The sequence below is a fragment of the Brumimicrobium glaciale genome, from assembly GCF_004152935.1.
GTDB lineage: Bacteria > Bacteroidota > Bacteroidia > Flavobacteriales_D > Crocinitomicaceae > Brumimicrobium > Brumimicrobium glaciale.
This window is the reverse complement of record NZ_SETE01000001.1, coordinates 507,202-526,633: the sequence shown is the minus strand read 5'-3', so window position 1 is coordinate 526,633 and position 19,432 is coordinate 507,202. Positions and strand designations below refer to the sequence as shown.

Here is a 19,432-nt window from a genome sequence, read left to right as displayed (position 1 = left end):
TCATGGCATTAAGAATAAAGTTTTTATTTTGTGATAGATTGAAAATTGACGCTAAGAATAGCACTGTACATAGCTTCCAAGATATTTTTCAAAATTCATAAAGTTTTAAATAACGCAGTAACACTTTTAAAATAATTACTAGCGTATATGAGTCGGTTTTATAACTTTTTTATCATCCTTTCGTTAACCAATAAAAACCAAACATGTACAATCGATTTATACTTATACTCTTGGGCTTTGTATTTTTTGCTTTTAGCGCAGATAATTTCAAACAAGAACAACTCAAATATCCACGTGTTAGAGAAGCATATCAAGCCAAAGAAGCTACGATTTTAAATTTATTGAAAACCAAAGAAATAGACCGCAGCAAACTACAAATCTACATTCGTGCATTTAAAAGCGAAAAGGAAGTCGAAATCTGGGGAAAGAATTCAACAGATGCGAAGTTCCAATTGATTAAGAAATATGATGTTTGCAGAAATTCTGGAGTTCTAGGACCAAAAAGAAAACAAGGAGATTTACAAGTTCCTGAAGGATTTTATCATATCAATAGATTCAATCCATCGAGCACATATCATCTTTCATTAGGAATTAATTACCCCAACAAGTCAGATCGAATTTTAGGAATAAAAGGAAAACTTGGCGGAGACATCTTTATTCATGGTGAATGCGTAACAATTGGCTGTCTCCCAATGACAAACGACCTCATTAAAGAAATTTTTATTCTGTCAGTTGAAGCGAGAAACAATGGTCAAAAAACAATTCCAGTTACGATCTTCCCAGCGAAATTGACAGATGAAAAACTTGCAGAACTGAATAAAAAGTACGCCAGAGATCCTGACAAAACTAACTTATGGAAGGATCTTAAAATTGGATATGATTTATTTAATGAGACAAACCTATTATTTTCAGTTGGATTTTTAAGTTCAGGTCGACACAACGTGAGATAACTCGGCACAAATATCACCACCTATTCGTCTGAAAATGAATTAATTTCAATTTAAAAGCAACACAATAAATCCAAACGCTTGTTTTTTTCGTATATATTATGTGATCTATTCAATTATTAGTTGAATTAAATATTAAATAAAATGAAATCAATGAAAAAATATATTCTATTAGGAATTTTATCCCTTATTATCGTTGGTGGTGGTATTGGGTATTATATGTTCAACAAGAAAGTACCTACACTTGAAAATACAACCTCCGATTATGTTATTGGTGCTAATGATTTATTTAATGAATTTGAAAATAATGAATCAGAAGCACTCAAAAAATATGAAAATAAAATTATTGAAGTAACAGGAAAAGTGATCAGTGTCAAAAACAATGACAATGATTCAAATATTATTCTAGAAGCAGATATGGCAATGGCTGGCGGAGTGAATTGTTCTTTTAAATACAAACAAGATGAAGAAATTACAAAAGGTTCAATTGTCACTATAAAAGGGCAATGTCAAGGCTTTTTAATGGATGTCGTTCTCAATAACTCCCAGTTAATAAAATAGATATGAAATATAAATCAATTGTTTATTTAACGATGGCATTAGTGCTATCAAGCTGCTATAAAGATAACGAAGAGTATCTCTATGGAGAGGTTGATTGCGATACAACTACTGTTAGTTTTAACAAAGATATCTTTCCAATTATTGATATGAATTGTACTGTTACTGGCTGTCATACAGCTGGAGGAACTGCACCTGGTACTTTTGAGAATTACAATCAGATAAAAGCAAAAGTTGATGATGGAGAATTTAAAAATCGGGTTCTCATTTCTAAAGACATGCCTCCTGGCGTTCCATTATCAGATTGTCAAATTTTACACATAACAAAGTGGCTCGATGACGGAGCTCCTAATAACTAAAAAACAACATGAAAAAAGTAACATTAATTACAGCATTATTATGCTTCAGTTTTGGAATCTTCGGACAAAAACACATAACTCGGACAGGTACAATTCAGTTTTTCTCTGAAACAGATATAGAGAATATTGAAGCAATTAACAATCAAGTTTCAAGTGTAATAGACGCAGAAAATGGAGAAATCGCATTTTCTCTATTAATGAAAGCATTTACATTTGAAAAAGCATTGATGCAAGAACATTTCAATGAGAAGTATGTAGAAAGTGAAAAATTTCCCAAAGCAAAATTCAAAGGAAAGATAATTAACTTTTCTAGCGCTGAACTATCTGAAAACCCAAAAGAATACACAATTAAAGGTAGTTTAACCATTCACGGAGTGACGAAAGAAATTGAAGAGAAAATTTCATTATCAAAAACGAATTCAAATCACATAATTGGAACATCCACTTTTATAGCCATTCCTGAGGACTATGAAATTAAGATCCCATCAATTGTGCGTGGAAATATTTCCAAAACAATTGAGATTAAGGTAAAAATGGATTATGAAAAAATGGATTAAAATTGTCTGCATCTTATGCATAAGTACAAGCACTTTACAAGCTCAAGATGACTTGCTGGACATGCTCGAAGAAACAGAAGAACCAGTTACAAATTATACAATTGCGACTTTTAAATCAACTCGCTTGGTAAGTGGCCATTCTGTAGAAACCAACGGGGAGGGAGTTCTTCAATATTTAATCGGACATAGATTTGGAAGATTAAATTCGGGTTGGCGAGATTTATTTGGAATCGATAATGCTACCATTCGAATGGGGTTTGAATATGGTTTAACGGACAATATAAATATCGGTATTGGTCGTTCTTCATTTCAAAAAACTTATGATGGTACGGTAAAATGGAAGTTTCTACGTCAAAAATCTGGTGCTAAAAACTTCCCATTTACAGCTACTATTGTTTCAAATATTTACGCTGATTCTCGCGAATGGGCGAATCCTGATCGTATAAACTATTTTTCGTCTAGATTAAACTTCAATCATTCACTTTTAATAGCTCGAAAATTTGGAGATTTCTTTTCATTGCAACTCATGCCAACAGTTATTCACCGAAATCTTGTAAAAACGGCAGAAGATAAAAACACTATTTATGCAATAGGGCTTGGAACATCATTTCGATTGTCAGGCTCACTCCGTTTAAATGCTGAGTATCATTATATCCCGCCAGGACAAATCGCTAGTAAAATTGGTGGAGAAGATGTGCAAAATTCATTTTCTATCGGAGTTGATCTTGAAACTGGAGGTCACGTTTTCCAATTGCACCTTACCAATAGTCGAGGAATGACCGAACGCTATTTAGTTGGAGAAACAACAGGTAATTGGTTTAAAGGAGACATTCATTTTGGATTCAATGTAAGCCGTGTTTTTACTGTAAAAAAACCTAAAGAATTTAAATAATGAAAAAACATAACTATTTATTAGTCCTCATCCCTTTTTTAATAGGTATCACTTCATCTTGTCGACATGAACCTATTCAGCCCTTTAAACCAATGGAAACTGTTACAGATACTACTGGCAATAACCCAGAAGGATGTAGTCCCGATACGGCTTATTTCAATAGAGATGTAATGCCAATTATTCAGTTAAACTGTTCTGTTACCGGTTGTCATGGTGGCGGAAGTTCAAAAGGTGGTGTAGATTTAACTTCTTACCAAAGCATAATAAATACTGCGGGTGTTGATCCATTTGATCCAGCAAATTCTAATCTGTACGCTGTTATTACAGAAACAGATCCCAATAAAATTATGCCTGAACCTCCAAATTCTCCGTTATCAAATGCCGATATAGCCATCATTGAAAAATGGATTAAACAAGGAGCAGCAAACAATTTTTGTGCTGACTGTGACGAAACCAATTTTACTTTTTCAGGTGCTGTATTTCCTATTATTCAAGATAATTGTTTGGGTTGTCACAGTGGCTCCGCTCCTTCTGCTGGAATTCCACTAACAACTTACAATGAAATTTTACCTTTCGCGGCTTCTGGCGGATTATATGGTACCATCAATCATGACCCTGGTTATGTTGCTATGCCGTATTTAGGTTCAAAATTAAGTGACTGTAATGTGAATCAGGTTAAACAATGGATTGATAATGGGATTATGAATGATTAAATAGTCTTTGAAGTTTTCTTATCAAAGACTTAAAAATGATTAGTTTTCTTGCGGACACTAATTAGATTGGAAATTCTATTTTTAGAAGGTGTTTTTAAATCAATTGCTTAAGATTTGTAGGAAATTACCACATTGAAATTTTATTTATAGACTGAATAACATGTTTTATTTTGACACAGAAATAAAAGTTTATTGCGTATGATTCTTGAACAAGATTCAATTTTAATTGTTTTTTATCTGATTATATTCGCTTGACTTACAAATCTAAAGATTAATTAATCTCAAATTTAAATGCTGAAAAAGACCATAATTTCCCTGTTTTTTATACCAATTTTATTCAGTTGTTCGATAACAAAACACAAGGATATCTCCTATTTATCAGCTGACTCAGAAAATATAGTCGCTGGTGTTGAAACTCCGACAATGAATATTTATCAACCCAAAAACAAGACGGAAAAAAAGAATCCAGTTTTAATTTTTGTTCATGGTGGAAACTGGAATTCTGGCAAGAAAGAAACGTATGGATTTTTCGGAAAGAATTTTGCGCGTGAAGATGTTGTGACCGTAATTCCAGGTTACACGCTTAGTCCAAACGCTAATTATGAAACCATGACCAAGCAAATTGCAGAAGCTATTACATGGGTTCAAGAAAACATAGATCAATATGGTGGTGATGTCTCTCAGATTTATTTAACTGGACATTCAGCTGGTGGTCATTTAATCGCCTTGGCAACACTAAATCCAAAATATGGAATTGACGAAGAAAGTATCGCCGGAATCATATTGAATGATGCTGCAGGTTTGGACATGCATAATTATTTATTAAATTATCCACCAACCGTTGAGAATGATTACCTCGCCACTTGGACAGATAATCCAGAGAACTGGAAAGCCGCTTCACCAATCTATTTCTTAACTGATAAAAGTCCAAAGTTCAAGATTTACTTGGGAAGTAAAACTTATAAATCGATTGATGTTTCGGTAAGGAAATTTTTGGAAGAATTAAATAAATTTCAACCCGATGTGAAACTGGACATCATTAATAAAAGACATATTCCAATGGTGCTTCAGTATTTTTGGTCTTTCAATAATCGTTATGATGAGATTTTAGAATTTATGGAGAAATAAATTAATTCTCTAAAATTTTATCGATATTTGATTGAAAATGAATCCCTGTTTATAATTTCTATTCACTCATAAAGGAACTGTTATGATTCGCAATCTTATTTTAATATTGATCTTATTTCCGTTTATTTCTTTAGGACAATCTTCAAGTAATTCTAAGCCTTGGTTAGAAAAAGCAAAGGAAGAATTTTACAATAAATACAATTATCAACAGAAATCTGAAAATGACAAAAAAGTTATCGATTGCTTATTTGATAAGGTTTCACACAAGTTTTCTTCATTAAGAAAAGCAGAGAAATCTGTTAAATATCTACCCAAAACAATGGAAACTTGTTCATTATTGGTTTACGTTCCAATAACCGGACAATTGAGCAAAGAACAAGAGGAGTTCCTCAATGTAGAAATGCTTGACTTGGTCAACAAATTCCGAAATAAAATAACTAAAAGAAGTGAACTTAAATCAGACCAGGAACTTGATCAAGCAGCTAAATTGCAATCAGATTATAATGCTGCTATAAACGATTTAAGCCATCTTCAGTCAAATAACATTCCTTACAGCACTCCAGTGAGAAGAGTTTCAATGATTAAAACAGGGAATTATAAAGCTCAGTATATTGTTGGTGAAAATGCCACTTATACCTATATCGATTTTGATAAAACAAAGAATTCAGAATATTTAAATGAACTTGCTTCGGAAATGTTTGAATCCTGGAAAGCATCAAAAGGACACCGTGAAAACATGCAGAACATGAGTTATAAATATTTTGGTTTTGCTGTTACCATAAGAAAAGATTCTGGAATCATTTATGCCATTCAAGTATTCCAAGGTGAATAAAAATAACGCTTTTTACTTAAGTTCAATCAAAAAAGAAACCTTGCTTACTTGTTAAAAAATCTTATCAACGAACCCAACAACCGTATTAAATTCTATCTTAATTGAACTTTAATTAAAAATTAAAATCACACCGATTTATTTCGGTTTAAAAATATTAAAACATGAAAATCATATTAACAGGTGGCTCAGGAGCTGTTGGACAAAACGTGCTTAACAAATTATGCGAAAATAAGGATTTAGAAATCGTTGCTTTTGATCAAAAGAACAAACGAACAGAAAAATTCTATGAAGCTTATTCAGATAAAGTCACGGTCCATTATGGCGATATTTCGAAAAGAGAAGATTTAATTGGAATGGCCAAAGATGTGGATTTTGTAATTCACTTGGCAGCGATTATTCCACCCTTAGCAGATGAAATGCCTGAATTGGCCTTTAAAGTGAATGTGGAAGGAACAAAAAACCTCATCTCAGTATTAGAGGAACATTCTAAAAATGCATTTTTCTTGTATGCTTCATCCGTTTCTGTTTATGGAGATAGATTGGAGAATCCAATGATTAAAGTGGGCGATCCACTTCAACCAAGCGTTGGAGATGAATATGCAAAAACAAAAATTCAAGCCGAAAATGCTTTACAAAATAGTCAGTTGGATTGGAGTATTTTCCGATTATCAGCAATTATGGGAGCCGACAATCACAAGATTTCAGGATTGATGTTCCACATGCCTTTGGCAACTTCAATGGAAATCACAACGCCAAAAGATACAGGAAGAGCATTTGCAAATGCTGTAGAAAAAAGAGATGAATTGTCGAAGCAAATATTTAATCTTGGTGGTGGAGAAGAGTGCAGAATCAGTTACCACGATTTCCTTTCAAGATCTTTCAAAATATTTGGATTAGGTGAATTAGATTTCCCAAAAAATGCCTTTGCAAATCATAATTTCCATTGTGGATATTATGCAGACGGAGATGATTTGGAAGAGATTTTACATTTCAGACAAGATACAATTACAACGTATTTCGAAAGTGTTAAGGAATCTGTGTCCCCAATGAAAAAATTCGCAGCGAAGATTTTTAGTTGGAGTGTAAAAAAACATATTTTGAGACAGTCGGACCCATTGCAAGCGATTAAAGATTGGGATAGAAAAGGTGTGGCTAGGTATTTTAATGCAGCAAAATAAAAATGCAATGCCATGTAGAGGCGCAATGCATTGCGCCTCCACATGGCATTGCACCACCACATGGCATTGCGCCACCACATTAAAATCCATTACCGAATTTCCAAAACCTTTTTCTTTTCTTTTTTAATAATCCTTTCCGAACGGTGAAAATTATATCGTGCTACTTTATATTTCAAAGAACCGAACTGGTGGAACAGTATGAAACCTAACACACCAATTCCTGTGATAATTATATAACCCAACAATGTTTTATTGGCTGCTAAAATTGCGCTCAATTGAACACCTCTGTAATTTCCTAAACCAGGATTACTGCTCATTAAATTAGCATCAAAATATACTGCTAGGTTATTTACACTTTGCCATTGTAATTTGTAGTGCAACCAACTGAAGATTGCACCAAACAAAGCTGTTGCAACAAAACTTCTGAACACCATTACCAACCCAACGGATGGCAGCATATCTTTCATTGGAATTTTGTCTAAAGTGAAAATCCAAACAGAGATAAATAGTGTGCTCATTCCATAACCGTTCAATAACTGAGGCAAATAAAAGCTCTCAATATTTAAGCCTGGAACCATCATGAAATACAACACAACTAAATAAAGAATATACGCTCCGAAACCTGAGAAAATGTACATTTTAAGAGGTAACTTATGTTTCATCCATGCAAAAGCTACAAATCCACCGACTATCATTCCGGGAATTGACATTAATCCAAGTGAGGCGTTAATCATCCAGTTGTAACCTAGAACGGCATTCGTGTAAATTGATACTACCGATCCAGCAGCCATAAACATTCCTAATGCTGTTAATAAAATCATTCCTGCTTGAACATTTCCTTGTCTAAATAATTTGAATGAAATGTAAGGGCGTTTCTTTCCACTTTGGCGAAAAACCAACCATCCCATTGTTAAAACAGAAAGAACTAAAGAGTAAGAAATTTTATCTGAAACAAACCATGCTTGTTGCTTTCCGAAAGTTAAAACATAAGCCAAACTCATCAATGAAGTCGTGAATAGTCCAATACTTAACCAATCAATTTGGTAGAATGGCATTTTTCTAGCAAAACGTTGATTATGCATTACAATAACGCAAAGCATTGCCACCAGCATTAGAATTCCTGCAGAATATATATGAATCATTTGCCATGTCATGACTAAGGATAAATTCGATGCCAATATCCCACCCAATTGTGCTAAAATAATAACAAGTGGATAGAAAATTGGGTAAAATTTACCGCGGTCTCCTGTTGGACTAATGATGAACATTGTTGGGATAATTACTTCAATCATGGCCACCATTTTTGCTGCTCCGAATAAAAACCCTGCAGCAATAACAACCTCTGCGACTTGCGTTGTTGCAATAACAAAAGTCCCGAGTGCCATAATTAATAAAGATGCTATCATCAATTCTTTAGAACGAAAGCGTGACTTTAATCGCATGACTAATGGAATTGCCACCGACATTCCGATTGTTCCTGCGTAATTTGCCCACAAAAAATGTTCGGACATTAATCCTGTACTGCTGACCATCTGACCTATGTTTCCCGTATAAACAGGATTCGCGAGCAAAATGACGACCAACAATAGTAAGATCAATAAAAGCATTCCTAATTTCGGAACCCAACTTTTAAATAATCCTTGATTGTACATATTGTTTTATTAAGTGTTTTTTATTCTGTTCAACCCACCGAGATTCAACAGGCTATTATCATTTTGTTTCCTATAGTTTTAAATAAACGTTCAAGTTCATTCCCGCTTTCAATTTGTCCAATAAAGAAACATCGTTATCTTCTGTAAACTCTATTCTCACTGGAATACGTTGTTGAACTTTCACAAAGTTTCCTGAACTATTGTCTGTTGGAACCATTGAATAACGAGAACCTGTTGCTCCAGAAATTGCAGTCACGACACCTTCAAATTCATTATCACCAATTGCATCAGCTGTCATTTTCATTTTCTGACCTACTTCAATATTTGGCATTTGCGTTTCTAAGAAATTCGCTGTAACCCATTTATTATCTTTCTTAATAATTGACCCAACTGGCATTCCTGGTTGCTGTAATAACTGACCTTCTTGAATCGTTCTTCTCCCCATAATCCCATCATAAGGCGCGGTAATTATTGTATAGGAAAGATTCAAATTCGCCATATCTAAAGCTGCTTTTGCTCTTTGAATTTCAGCATCATTCAATGATAAACGACCTTTCACTTCAGTTACAGAAAGTCCAGCAGATTCCTTTTGACTAATCAGAGAATTATATCCAGCTTGTGCCATATCAAACTCTGTTTTCACTTGGTCATATTGAAAACGTGTCACCGCTTGAGATTCCACCAAGTTTTCATATCGGTCTAAATTCTTTTGTGCATTTTCCATTCTTGCTTTTGCTCCGGCAATATTTGATGAAGTTACATTTACACTATTCGAAACAGTATTTACAGTAGAAGAAGTCACTCCTTTTGCTGCTAAAGCATTTTCATAAGCAGCTTCAGCTTGTGCCACTTGAGTCAATATTTCTCTGTTGTCCAAAATGATTAAAGTATCTCCTTTTTGAACATGATCATGTTCGATAAAACGAATTTCTTGAATATAAGCCGATACTCTTGAATTTAGCGGATTTATAAACTCCTCCACTTGCGCTGCATTCGTGAAGTTTTTATCACCTATATGGAAATAACCCCTCACCAACCAGAAAAATCCACCTGCGATAATTACAAAAACCATGATGTTTGCGAATAATGTTTTCGCTCTGGTTTTCTTTTTCTTCGCTTGAATCTTTTCATTCGCACACTCCATCGCTAAATCTTTTTCAGATACAGAGAGTTCGTTTTCGTTTTTTATATTTTCTTTTTGAGCCATTTTATTTAATGTTATACTGTTGATTATTCTATTTTTAAATCTTCATCATCGAAGTAAGTTTTTGAACTAGAGAGTTTGCTGATTAGGCGCGCTCATTTTTTAAAATCAGGGAGTTGACAAATGTCAATGCGATGTCCTGAGCCCGTCGAAGGAACTGTTTTAAAAAGTGAGTGGAACGCAGCCAGCGGACTTTATAGACAAAAACTAAAGTGTTCCAGTACTTTTTAACAGATTGTAATATTGGAAAAGCACATTTAACGAAGCATTCGCATATTGTAAATCCGCTTCTAATTTTGCATTTGTTGCATCTGTCATTTCTGCAGTAATTGCCAATTGATTCAAATATTTCGATTCAATAATATTGTAGTTTTCTGTTGCCAACATTTTTGATTCTTCCATCAATTCAGCTTGCAAAATGGATTCTTTGTATTTCACAAAAGCAGCGTTAACTCCTATTTCAATATTTTGGTTAACATAAGTAAAAGCTTCTTGGGTTACTTCTTTTTGTATTTCTCCTAATTGAATTTTTCTCTTCGTTTTGTACAAATTATCAAGGTTATAAGTCAAGCTGATTCCTGCTTGATACGTATTGTTGTATAAATCTAAAACTGGAATACTTGTCGTTAAAGGTCTCTGCATATTGTAGCCACCAAAAGCTGCCAGTGCCGGAAACCAATCTGTTTTTGTTAAACTAATGTTCTTGTCAGCTACTGCGATATTCATTTTGGCGCTTTTCAAAATTGGATTTTGTCCATGTGCTAAATCGATATAATAATCTAAATTTGAAACCAGCTTCTCTTCTACTTTTTCAGTTGGAATAATTAAAACCTCTTTCGGTAATCCCAGCGCATAACTCATTTGATTACTAATAACCGCATGATTATTTTTCATTGTAAGAATGGATTGTTCTAAATTTTTGATTAATAATTCAGCTCTAATCACTTCATTTCTTGTCACCATTTCTTGTGCGTACAAATCATTTATATTTTCTAATCGATCTTCAGACAAGGCTTTGTTTTGCTCCAATACCTGAATTTGATTTAGGATCTTATAAATGTCCAAGTAATTTGAAGTAATCAAGAATTTAATATCTTGCTCATTTTGTCTTAAATCTAGCGTGGCAATTTGCGTTTGTAGCTCCGACATTTCAATAGACTTTTTGATCACACCTCCTTTGTATAATAATTGTGAAGCTTGAACTCCATAGGTGTTTCCAAAGTTTGGCATATCTACGGTTTGAACGTGAGATAAATCAGTATTATAAATTCGCGCATCACCCAAATAAAAAGCATTTGCTGAAAGTGTTGCCATTGGTAATCTTTGTTGTTTTACTACACTGGTTTGTTGTTCATACAACGCTACTTTCGATTGCGCTATTTTTAACAATTGGTGATTCTCTAATCCTAATTGGATCGCTTCACTCAATTTCAACTCTCTCTCGATTGGTTCCTGTGCATTTCCAGAAATTCCGAAACCTGCTATGCACATTGTTAATATGAACCATTTTATATTTCTCATTTGTTTATTTATTTTATTCTTTTAAAATCCGTTTGACTATTAACAGTTAGATTTCTAACTATTAATATAAAAAAACACTACTCTATTACTTTACTCATTTTAAGCATTGCTTTGTTCATTATTTCGATTTCTTCGCTTGAAATATCTTGGTACAAATCTTCGAAAAGTTTTTTAAGTACCGGTCTTACCGTTTTCAAAGTCTCCTTACCGTTGCTTGTTAATGTGATAATTTTATTTCTTCTGTCTGCAGAATCTTCAGTTCTATTCACTAAATCTCTTTTCTGCATATTGTCGATTAAAGAAGTTAAACTCGCTTTGTTTTTCAAGCTAAGATCTGCTATTTGCTGCTGATTCATTGATTCGTTATCGTTCAGAAGAAATAGAACTTTCACCATTTCATAAGTAATATCTAAATCCAAAATAGCGATTTGCTTGTGCATATAATGTCTTACATTTACACTTAAGGCTTGAATATTCTCTAGTAAGCTTTTAATATTTTGCATCTCATTATTCTTTAATCTGCTGCAAAGTTAAATAAACATTAGTTAGATATCAAACTAATATTGAAAAAGAGTTAATTTATTTTAATTTGTTGTGTTACTAAGATAAGTCGTTATCTAAAATTCCATAATTTATTAATAGAAAACTTATCGTCACCGACTAAAAATCTCCAGTAATAGTATTTATTTTAAAAGCATGCTTTAACAATTTAAACGCCACAGAGTGTTGAAACGTTAGTAGCTTTAGCTACACGGCGATGGGATAAAGCCACAGCGTGGCGACATGTGAGTATTCTACACCCTGGTCCAAAAGAATGCTGGCGATTTATGCATAACGCGTAACCACTCTCTGTGGCTTTTTTTTAAAACGTAATGCGTTTTTTATTAACAGGTCACCCACTCTTTGGGCTAAGGGTCTGTGGCGAAACAAAGATGTGCTTCCATCAATGACCTATCTCGATAACCCAATAAAAGTATTTTCAATTTATTAAATCAAACGAGTCAAAGGTGGTTGCCAATTATGTAATACCGATTTTATCAGGAAAACCAATTTAAAAACCAGATTCGGTCTAGAGAAATGAAATTCATTCCAAAACCAGTCTAAGAAACTATATTTATTCCTCCTAAAACAATATCCCAAATAACTTTGTTATTATTACATTATGAAAATTCTACTTACAGGTGCAACAGGTTATATTGGTAAAAGGCTACTTCCTCTTTTAGTGGAACAAGGTCATCTTGTTGTTTGCTCTGTGCGCGATAAAGCCAGGTTCAATCCACCTAAATCTTTGCTTGAAAAAATCGAGGTCATCGAGGTTGATCTTTTAGATAAAGCAAGTTTGGAGAATATCCCAAAAGACATCGATGGTGCTTATTATTTAGTTCACTCTATGTCTGCTTCTGCGGATTATGCAAAATTAGAACAAGATTCTGCGGCGAATTTCCGTGAAGCCATGGACAAAACCAGCGTTCAACATGTTGTATATCTAAGTGGAATTATAAACGAGGACGAATTATCGAAACATCTTTCATCAAGAAAAGCTGTAGAACTTGAATTAGACAAAGGAAAATATAACAATACCACTTTACGTGCTGGAATAATTATCGGATCTGGAAGCGCTTCATTTGAAATCATCCGTGACTTGGTGGAGAAATTGCCTTATATGATTACGCCAAAATGGTTGAACACCCGTTGTCAACCGATAGGGATATCCGACGTTTTAAAATTCTTATCCGAAACTTTATTCAAGGAAGAAACATACAACCGTAATTTTGACATTGGAGGTCCAGACATTCTAACCTATAAAGAAATGCTTTTGGATTTTGCAAAAGTGCGTGGGTTAAAAAGAACAATTCATACGGTTCCTATCATGACACCAAAACTATCGAGTTATTGGTTGTATTTTGTAACATCAACTTCTTTTCGTTTGGCTTCAGCGCTTGTCAATAGTATGAAAATCGAAGTTGTTTGTAGAGATCATGAAATAGATGAAATTTTAGATATTGAACCAATAACATATATTGAAGCATTAAATAAAGCATTTGCGAAAATTGAAAGTAATGAAATAGTTTCAAGCTGGAAAGATGCTTATGCAAGTAGCGGTTTAAAAGGACATATATCTGACTTTATTCAAGTTCCAACTTATGGTTGTTTTAGAGACGAAAGAGAAATGGAATATAAAGACCGAGAAAAATGCATTGAAAAAGTTTGGAGTATTGGAGGAGAAAATGGCTGGTATTTTGGAGATTTTCTGTGGAAAACTCGTGGCTTTATGGATAAATTGGTCGGTGGTGTTGGCCTGAGACGTGGGAGAACAAATACGGATTCAATTGATGTTGGTGATGCATTAGATTTTTGGCGTGTGATTTACGCAAACAAAGAAGAAGGTAGACTTTTGCTTATTGCTGAAATGAAACTTCCGGGAGAAGCTTGGTTAGAGTTTAAAATTGTGGATGGGAAATTAAAACAAACAGCTACTTTTCGTCCTTTAGGTTTAGCGGGAAGATTATATTGGTATGCTGTTTTGCCTTTTCATGGATTAATTTTTAAAGGTATGTTGAGAGGTTTAACCAATGGGAAATAAATGCTTTTTTATACCCAAATCACTTATCCACTTCATGTCAATTATTGATTTATTTATCAAAAAACCACATTGTTTTATAGAAACTTCATTTTTTCTTTTTTTCGTAAAAAACAACAATATTTAAAGAAAAACGCCATAAATCATCGAATTTTAGTGATTAAAGTCAGTTTTTTGATTATTTAAGATAATTACTGTTAATAGGATTAACAAATAATATTTAATTGACCTACCTTTATTTCAGTTGTCGAAAAGGAATTCAAGGAATAAACTTCAGACAACAATACTAACAATTATTTAAAATTTACATTATGAAAAAAGTAATACTATTAACTACCCTTTTTACAACAGCAGCTTTATTTTCTTTCGCACAAGATGCCAGAGAAGAATTTAAATTTGTAGTTAAAGGTGGAGCTACTGCATCCAATGTTTATGATTCTGAAGGAGAAGAGTTCGATGCAAACATGCGATTAGGTTATACAGTTGGAGCAGGAATAGATATTCCAATTGGAACTTACTTAGGAATTCATCCTGAAGTACTTATAACTCAAAAAGGATTTAAAGGTAGTGGAAGCTTCTTGGGTGCAGGTTACAGCTATAAGAAAACTACTACATTTTTAGAAGTTCCAATTTTGGTAGCTTTAAAACCATCTGAGTTCTTCTCAATCGTTGCTGGGCCACAATTCGCTTACTTATTGAGTGAAAGAAATGAATTCGATGCTGGTATCGGAATCGATCAAGAACAGCAATTCGAAAACGACAATATCCGTAAAAACATTTTAGGTTTTGTTGGAGGAGTTAATTTAAACTTCAACCACGTAACTGTAGGTGGACGTGTTGGATTCGACTTCCAGAACAATAAAGGTGACGGAACTTCTGATACTCCAAGATACAAGAACACATGGGGACAGTTGACTATTGGATATAGATTCTTCTAGGATTGTAAATATGCTAACAACTAATAATTGTTAGATTCAAATAGATATTAAAACGGGATTTCGAAAGATTTCCCGTTTTTTTATTAGGTATATCCTGATTTATAGAATGATTACGAAATAAAAATCAAAAACAATTTTATTTTGTTGTCTTTGAAATTAATTTACTTAAATTTGCAATCCGAATATATGCCCGGGTGGCGGAATTGGTAGACGCGCTGGATTCAAAATCCAGTTCTTTCGGGAGTGCGGGTTCGATTCCCGCCCCGGGTACAAAAAGCAGAGTGAGAAACAGAGCGAAAGCAAAATTTCTACTCTGCTTTTTTCTTTTACACCCTTCTCTTCTAATTTTATTCTAAATTTTCTAGTCTCCGAAAACGGAAAAACTAAGCTCTTTACTCTTCATTTCTGTCACTCTTTCTCACTCAAATTAAGGGGAATCCAGAAAAACAAAAGCATTCGTTATTACTTTGATCTATTTTTTTTGTGTCTTCGATAGCATGACCACACTAAATCCAAATCTCATGTTTGATCCTCAAAAATTAATAGCCTACAAAAAAGCCGAAAGATTTCTCGAATTCAATAGGAACACTATTGTCTAACCCACAAAAAAAAGCGTTTCCCCGAAGAGAAACGCTTTTCATAAAAGTATTTTAAAAGCTATTACTGCTTAACAATTTTAAAGGTCTTTTGACCATTATCATTGTAAACACGTAGCGTGTAGATTCCTTTTTCAAGGTGATCAATTGCTATCGTAGCTTCAGTAGCATTTGATAATGCTTTATTTTCAACCAATACTAGTCTACCGTTCATATCAAACATTTCTAATTTCAAAGAAGAAGTATTTGATGGATTTACGATATTCAAGATATTCATAGTTGGATTTGGATATACTGAAATATCAGTAAATAACTCCGCACCTATTGCTAAGAAATCACATGAATCTAGAACACCAACTTCTACTATTGATGTATCAGCAGGACAAACGCCATTTGTTACAACATAAGTATAATTGTACTGTCCAGGAATCGGTTCTGCTTTTGGTTGTGAGTTTGGAAGTGCTGAATTGGTGAAATCATACCAAACTCCTCCTATATCAACATTTCCACCTAACACACCATAAAGGTTTACTGGCTCATTTTTACACACATTAATCGTTCCGTCAATTCCAGCAGAAGATGGTCCAAACACGTTTATTGTTGCAGTAGTAGTATCATAACATACGTACCTTTCTACATAATAAACTTCATAAGCACCAGCTGGTAAGAATTGAACGTTAAACACTGTGTCATCCACTACATAAGCAGGTTGACCTGGGAAAGACCACATACCTCCACCATTTGGCTTCACAATAATGTTTGCTTCAAGATTTACAGTACTGTCTAAACGACACACATCAAACATTCCATCTTGTCCACCAAGACTGATACAGTCGGCAACTCTAAACTCATCCAATAAAATATCATTGTAATAAGATAAACCTGTAGTAACTGATTTGTTAACCATAAAACGCACTTGAATAACATTACCTGTGAAAGCGCTTAAATCATAATTTACAAATTCCCAGTTTGGACTATCTCCTCTCAAAGTATCCAATAACGTCCAAGACGTTCCATCATTTACTTCAATAATTAAAGGAACATTATCTCCAGGGGTATTCGTATTGTTACTGAACCACTCAAAAGATAAATATGGAGTTGCTAATTGTGAAATATCAATTTGCGGAGAAATCAATATTACACTATCACCATAAGGAAAGTCTCCATCTACCCATGCAAATGTACCTGGTGTTCTACCATTATTAGCCGCAGCATAACCAGCTTGACCATTAAATTTCCAGAAATTATTTACACTAGTACTTGTATTTGAAGATAAATTCTCCCAACATTGTGGTTGAACAGCATTACTAAATCCTTCATAAAAGGGAGCTACAGCAATACCACAATCAGTATACATTGAGAATGGACCTCTCCATGCTGCTAAGTCACCACCACCACAATCAGCTTGAATGTAGAAATCGTATTGAGCACTTGGATTTAATCCTGAAATTGTAAATCCAAGATTTGTATTTGCAGTAGCAAACATTCCGTTTCCTTGCGTAAATCCAGCAAGACCGTATTCGATAGTCCAAGAAGTAGCTGTATTTAATTCAGTCCAGCTTAATTCAATAGAAGTTGTAGAAACACTTACTGTATCAATATCCATTACTGGAAGACATGTTGGAGGTGTAATTACACTCATTGTGAAATCAGCTGCTGAACCCCATGTTTCACTACTACATGGAAATGGATCTGCAGAAGCAGAATATTCACCACGCACCCTAACTCTGTACGTTCCAACTGGTGTTCCAGCAGGAATTGTAACTTGTTGCGTAAAAGAACCTGGTCCACCTGAAGCAGAAGAGATTAATTCAGTAGCGTGATCAAAAACAAAATCGTTATTAAAATCAACCCACATTCTAACTACATAAGAATAATTTGATGGGTTGTAAGCAGAATTCAAATCGAAAGTAAGCGTTTCATAAACTTCTAAGATTTGAGCTGTTTCATCTGTATATCCATTTGGTGCAGGGAAGGCAGATGCTGTATGAGAAACATCTGCAATAGCACCAACTGTTTCGATTAATGGTAAATATTCTGACGTGCTTGTATAAACAGGCAAACAATACACATTAGAGAATGCAAAAGGACCAGCCCATTCACTTAAGTCTCCACCTCCACAATCAGTTTGAATATAAAATTCATAAGCTGTATTTGGTGTGATTGTAATTGCATAAGGATTCGTAGTGATTGCATTCGCTTGTGTACCAGCGCCTTGCGAAAAACCAGCAACACCGTACTCAAGGTTCCATAACGAAGATCCATTGTTTTCAGTCCAAGATAAATCAACCGAAGTAGAGGTAACATTAGTTACAGCTAAATTAGATGGCTTAATACAAGTAGGTGCTTCCTTAACAGAGATATCATCAAGTGAAATATCACCATTAAAACTACCACCTCTAATTCCTTCAAACCTAAGCGAGATAATTCCAGAATAACTATTTAATAGAACTAATTCTTCTATCCAAGGATCATTACCAGAAATTTGTTGTTGTCCTGTAATTGTTCCTTCAGTTGTCCAGGTCACTCCATTATCTGTTGAAACTTGAACATTTAGTACATTTATATCTGAACCATACATATGATAATAGAATCCTAATTGAGGAACTGTTAAACCTGACAAGTCAATAAGTGGAGTGTATAAATACGCTGTAGCACCATTCACACCTGAAGAAGCTTCTGTATAAAAGAATTTACTTCCACTATATGCACTATTTGGCCCAGTAGCAGTTGAACTAGTTGAACCGCCAACATCCCAACGGTAAGCAGAAGTTGTATTGTTAGGTGATGATGACCAACAGTTTCCAATTTGTGAACTAGTCGTATTTATAGACGCTTCTACGTCATAAAACCAAGGTGTAGTTTCCGCAAGACAAGTTGTGAAAAATGTCAAAGGACCTACCCAAGCACTTAAATCTCCACCACCACAATCTGACTGCACATATACATCATAAGTAGTTGCCGGATTCAATCCTGTAATGACTGATGTTTGACTTGTATTCCCCATGTCAGAACCAATTGCTGCCATTGACCCTGGTGTATATCCAGCTAGACCCCATTCAATATTCCATGTGGTTGCTGTACCATTTTCTGTCCAATCAACTGTTGCTCCTCCAGAAGTAATTGCTGAAGAAAGTAAATTTGTTGGATCTGGACAAGTTATTGTTGTAACAGAAAAATTAGTTACATCAAAATCCAAATCGTTTGGAGTTCCCCATTGACCAACAGCTATATAAACTGTTTGAGCTGGAGAAATAATTGCACTTACTGTTTTTGGAGCATTCGCAGCAAAGTCGCCTACCGCATCCAGTTGATTTGAAAATTGTGTTCCAGTACAAGTTGAGAAAACACCTATACCTGTATACGTTTTTCTTGTGAAAATAGTCATTGTAATTTCCTCTGCTGTTGCTCCTGCAGTATACTCAAACATATACACATCGTCATCCCACCAATATCCCGGAATAATAGATCCAGGAGGATTAATATTCCAATCTTCAACACCTCCTGTCCCTGGAGTTGTTATTGCTGTTGCTGTATATCCATTTGTTATTGCAACTCCAGTGGCACAACCAAATTGTGCGGAAGTATAATTGGCAAAGGAACCGGCGACCAAGAAAGCCAGCCCAAGATTCCTAAGCTTTTTGTAAAATTTGTTCATAAAAGTGTTTTTTTGAATTAATTATTCCATAAAAATAATTAAATCAGTTTACTCAACAAAATTACAGGAAGCTTTTTTTCAATACAACCCACTGATAATGAACATTTAGTAAACAGTG

Annotated in this window: 16 protein-coding genes and 1 tRNA gene; 12 read left to right on the top strand and 5 right to left on the bottom strand. The window is 34.3% G+C overall.

The window, feature by feature from the left end:
* Nucleotides 1-203: 203 nt before the first annotated feature.
* The 9 genes from ERX46_RS02005 to ERX46_RS01965 all read left to right on the top strand — a co-directional run bounded on the left by ERX46_RS02005 (nucleotide 204) and on the right by ERX46_RS01965 (nucleotide 7,164).
* Nucleotides 204-950 carry a L,D-transpeptidase family protein gene (locus ERX46_RS02005; RefSeq protein ID WP_130092159.1) on the top strand — a complete coding sequence of 249 codons (747 nt, stop codon included), beginning with the start codon at nucleotides 204-206 and terminating at the stop codon, nucleotides 948-950.
* 150 nt (nucleotides 951-1,100) lie between these two features.
* Nucleotides 1,101-1,508 (top strand): OB-fold protein, encoded by a 408-nt coding sequence (locus ERX46_RS02000; protein ID WP_165366121.1) that lies wholly within the window; start codon nucleotides 1,101-1,103, stop codon nucleotides 1,506-1,508.
* A 32-nt stretch (nucleotides 1,509-1,540) separates the two neighbouring features.
* Nucleotides 1,541-1,864, top strand: coding sequence for a hypothetical protein (locus ERX46_RS01995; RefSeq protein WP_130092157.1), 324 nt, complete (start codon nucleotides 1,541-1,543; stop codon nucleotides 1,862-1,864).
* A gap of 8 nt (nucleotides 1,865-1,872) precedes the next feature.
* The gene (locus ERX46_RS01990) at nucleotides 1,873-2,421 is read left to right on the top strand and encodes a YceI family protein (RefSeq protein WP_130092156.1); all 549 of its coding nucleotides are present in this window, start codon (nucleotides 1,873-1,875) and stop codon (nucleotides 2,419-2,421) included.
* Nucleotides 2,405-3,313, top strand: a complete 909-nt coding sequence (locus ERX46_RS01985; protein WP_130092155.1) for a DUF5777 family beta-barrel protein — start codon at nucleotides 2,405-2,407, stop codon at nucleotides 3,311-3,313. Before ERX46_RS01990 ends, ERX46_RS01985 begins: the two co-directional genes overlap by 17 nt.
* Nucleotides 3,313-4,026 carry a c-type cytochrome domain-containing protein gene (locus ERX46_RS01980; RefSeq protein WP_130092154.1) on the top strand — a complete coding sequence of 238 codons (714 nt, stop codon included), beginning with the start codon at nucleotides 3,313-3,315 and terminating at the stop codon, nucleotides 4,024-4,026. Before ERX46_RS01985 ends, ERX46_RS01980 begins: the two co-directional genes overlap by 1 nt.
* A gap of 291 nt (nucleotides 4,027-4,317) precedes the next feature.
* Nucleotides 4,318-5,154 (top strand): alpha/beta hydrolase, encoded by an 837-nt coding sequence (locus ERX46_RS01975; RefSeq protein WP_130092153.1) that lies wholly within the window; start codon nucleotides 4,318-4,320, stop codon nucleotides 5,152-5,154.
* Nucleotides 5,155-5,236: 82 nt separating this feature from the next.
* Nucleotides 5,237-5,986 carry a CAP domain-containing protein gene (locus ERX46_RS01970; RefSeq protein ID WP_130092152.1) on the top strand — a complete coding sequence of 250 codons (750 nt, stop codon included), beginning with the start codon at nucleotides 5,237-5,239 and terminating at the stop codon, nucleotides 5,984-5,986.
* 161 nt (nucleotides 5,987-6,147) lie between these two features.
* On the top strand, nucleotides 6,148-7,164 hold the full coding sequence (locus ERX46_RS01965; protein ID WP_130092151.1) for an NAD-dependent epimerase/dehydratase family protein: 1,017 nt from the start codon (nucleotides 6,148-6,150) through the stop codon (nucleotides 7,162-7,164).
* An 89-nt stretch (nucleotides 7,165-7,253) separates the two neighbouring features.
* On the opposite strand, the gene ERX46_RS01960 is transcribed toward ERX46_RS01965, so the two are convergent.
* The 4 genes from ERX46_RS01960 to ERX46_RS01945 all read right to left on the bottom strand — a co-directional run bounded on the left by ERX46_RS01960 (nucleotide 7,254) and on the right by ERX46_RS01945 (nucleotide 12,044).
* A complete protein-coding gene (locus ERX46_RS01960) occupies nucleotides 7,254-8,816 on the bottom strand; it encodes an MFS transporter (protein ID WP_130092150.1) in 1,563 nt (520 codons plus the stop codon).
* 70 nt (nucleotides 8,817-8,886) lie between these two features.
* Nucleotides 8,887-10,023, bottom strand: a complete 1,137-nt coding sequence (locus tag ERX46_RS01955; RefSeq protein ID WP_130092149.1) for an HlyD family secretion protein — start codon at nucleotides 10,021-10,023, stop codon at nucleotides 8,887-8,889.
* A 204-nt stretch (nucleotides 10,024-10,227) separates the two neighbouring features.
* A complete protein-coding gene (locus ERX46_RS01950) occupies nucleotides 10,228-11,541 on the bottom strand; it encodes a TolC family protein (protein ID WP_130092148.1) in 1,314 nt (437 codons plus the stop codon).
* 77 nt (nucleotides 11,542-11,618) lie between these two features.
* Nucleotides 11,619-12,044 (bottom strand): MarR family winged helix-turn-helix transcriptional regulator, encoded by a 426-nt coding sequence (locus tag ERX46_RS01945; protein ID WP_130092147.1) that lies wholly within the window; start codon nucleotides 12,042-12,044, stop codon nucleotides 11,619-11,621.
* A gap of 659 nt (nucleotides 12,045-12,703) precedes the next feature.
* Between ERX46_RS01945 and ERX46_RS01940 the strand changes: the two genes are divergently transcribed.
* From ERX46_RS01940 to ERX46_RS01930, 3 genes are all read left to right on the top strand, one after another.
* A complete protein-coding gene (locus ERX46_RS01940) occupies nucleotides 12,704-14,125 on the top strand; it encodes an SDR family oxidoreductase (protein ID WP_130092146.1) in 1,422 nt (473 codons plus the stop codon).
* A gap of 308 nt (nucleotides 14,126-14,433) precedes the next feature.
* Nucleotides 14,434-15,060, top strand: a complete 627-nt coding sequence (locus tag ERX46_RS01935) for a porin family protein (protein WP_130092145.1) — start codon at nucleotides 14,434-14,436, stop codon at nucleotides 15,058-15,060.
* 188 nt (nucleotides 15,061-15,248) lie between these two features.
* Nucleotides 15,249-15,330: transfer RNA gene (locus ERX46_RS01930), tRNA-Leu, on the top strand.
* Nucleotides 15,331-15,720: 390 nt separating this feature from the next.
* On the opposite strand, the gene ERX46_RS01925 is transcribed toward ERX46_RS01930, so the two are convergent.
* The gene (locus tag ERX46_RS01925; protein WP_130092144.1) at nucleotides 15,721-19,314 is read right to left on the bottom strand and encodes a GEVED domain-containing protein; all 3,594 of its coding nucleotides are present in this window, start codon (nucleotides 19,312-19,314) and stop codon (nucleotides 15,721-15,723) included.
* Nucleotides 19,315-19,432: the final 118 nt, after the last annotated feature.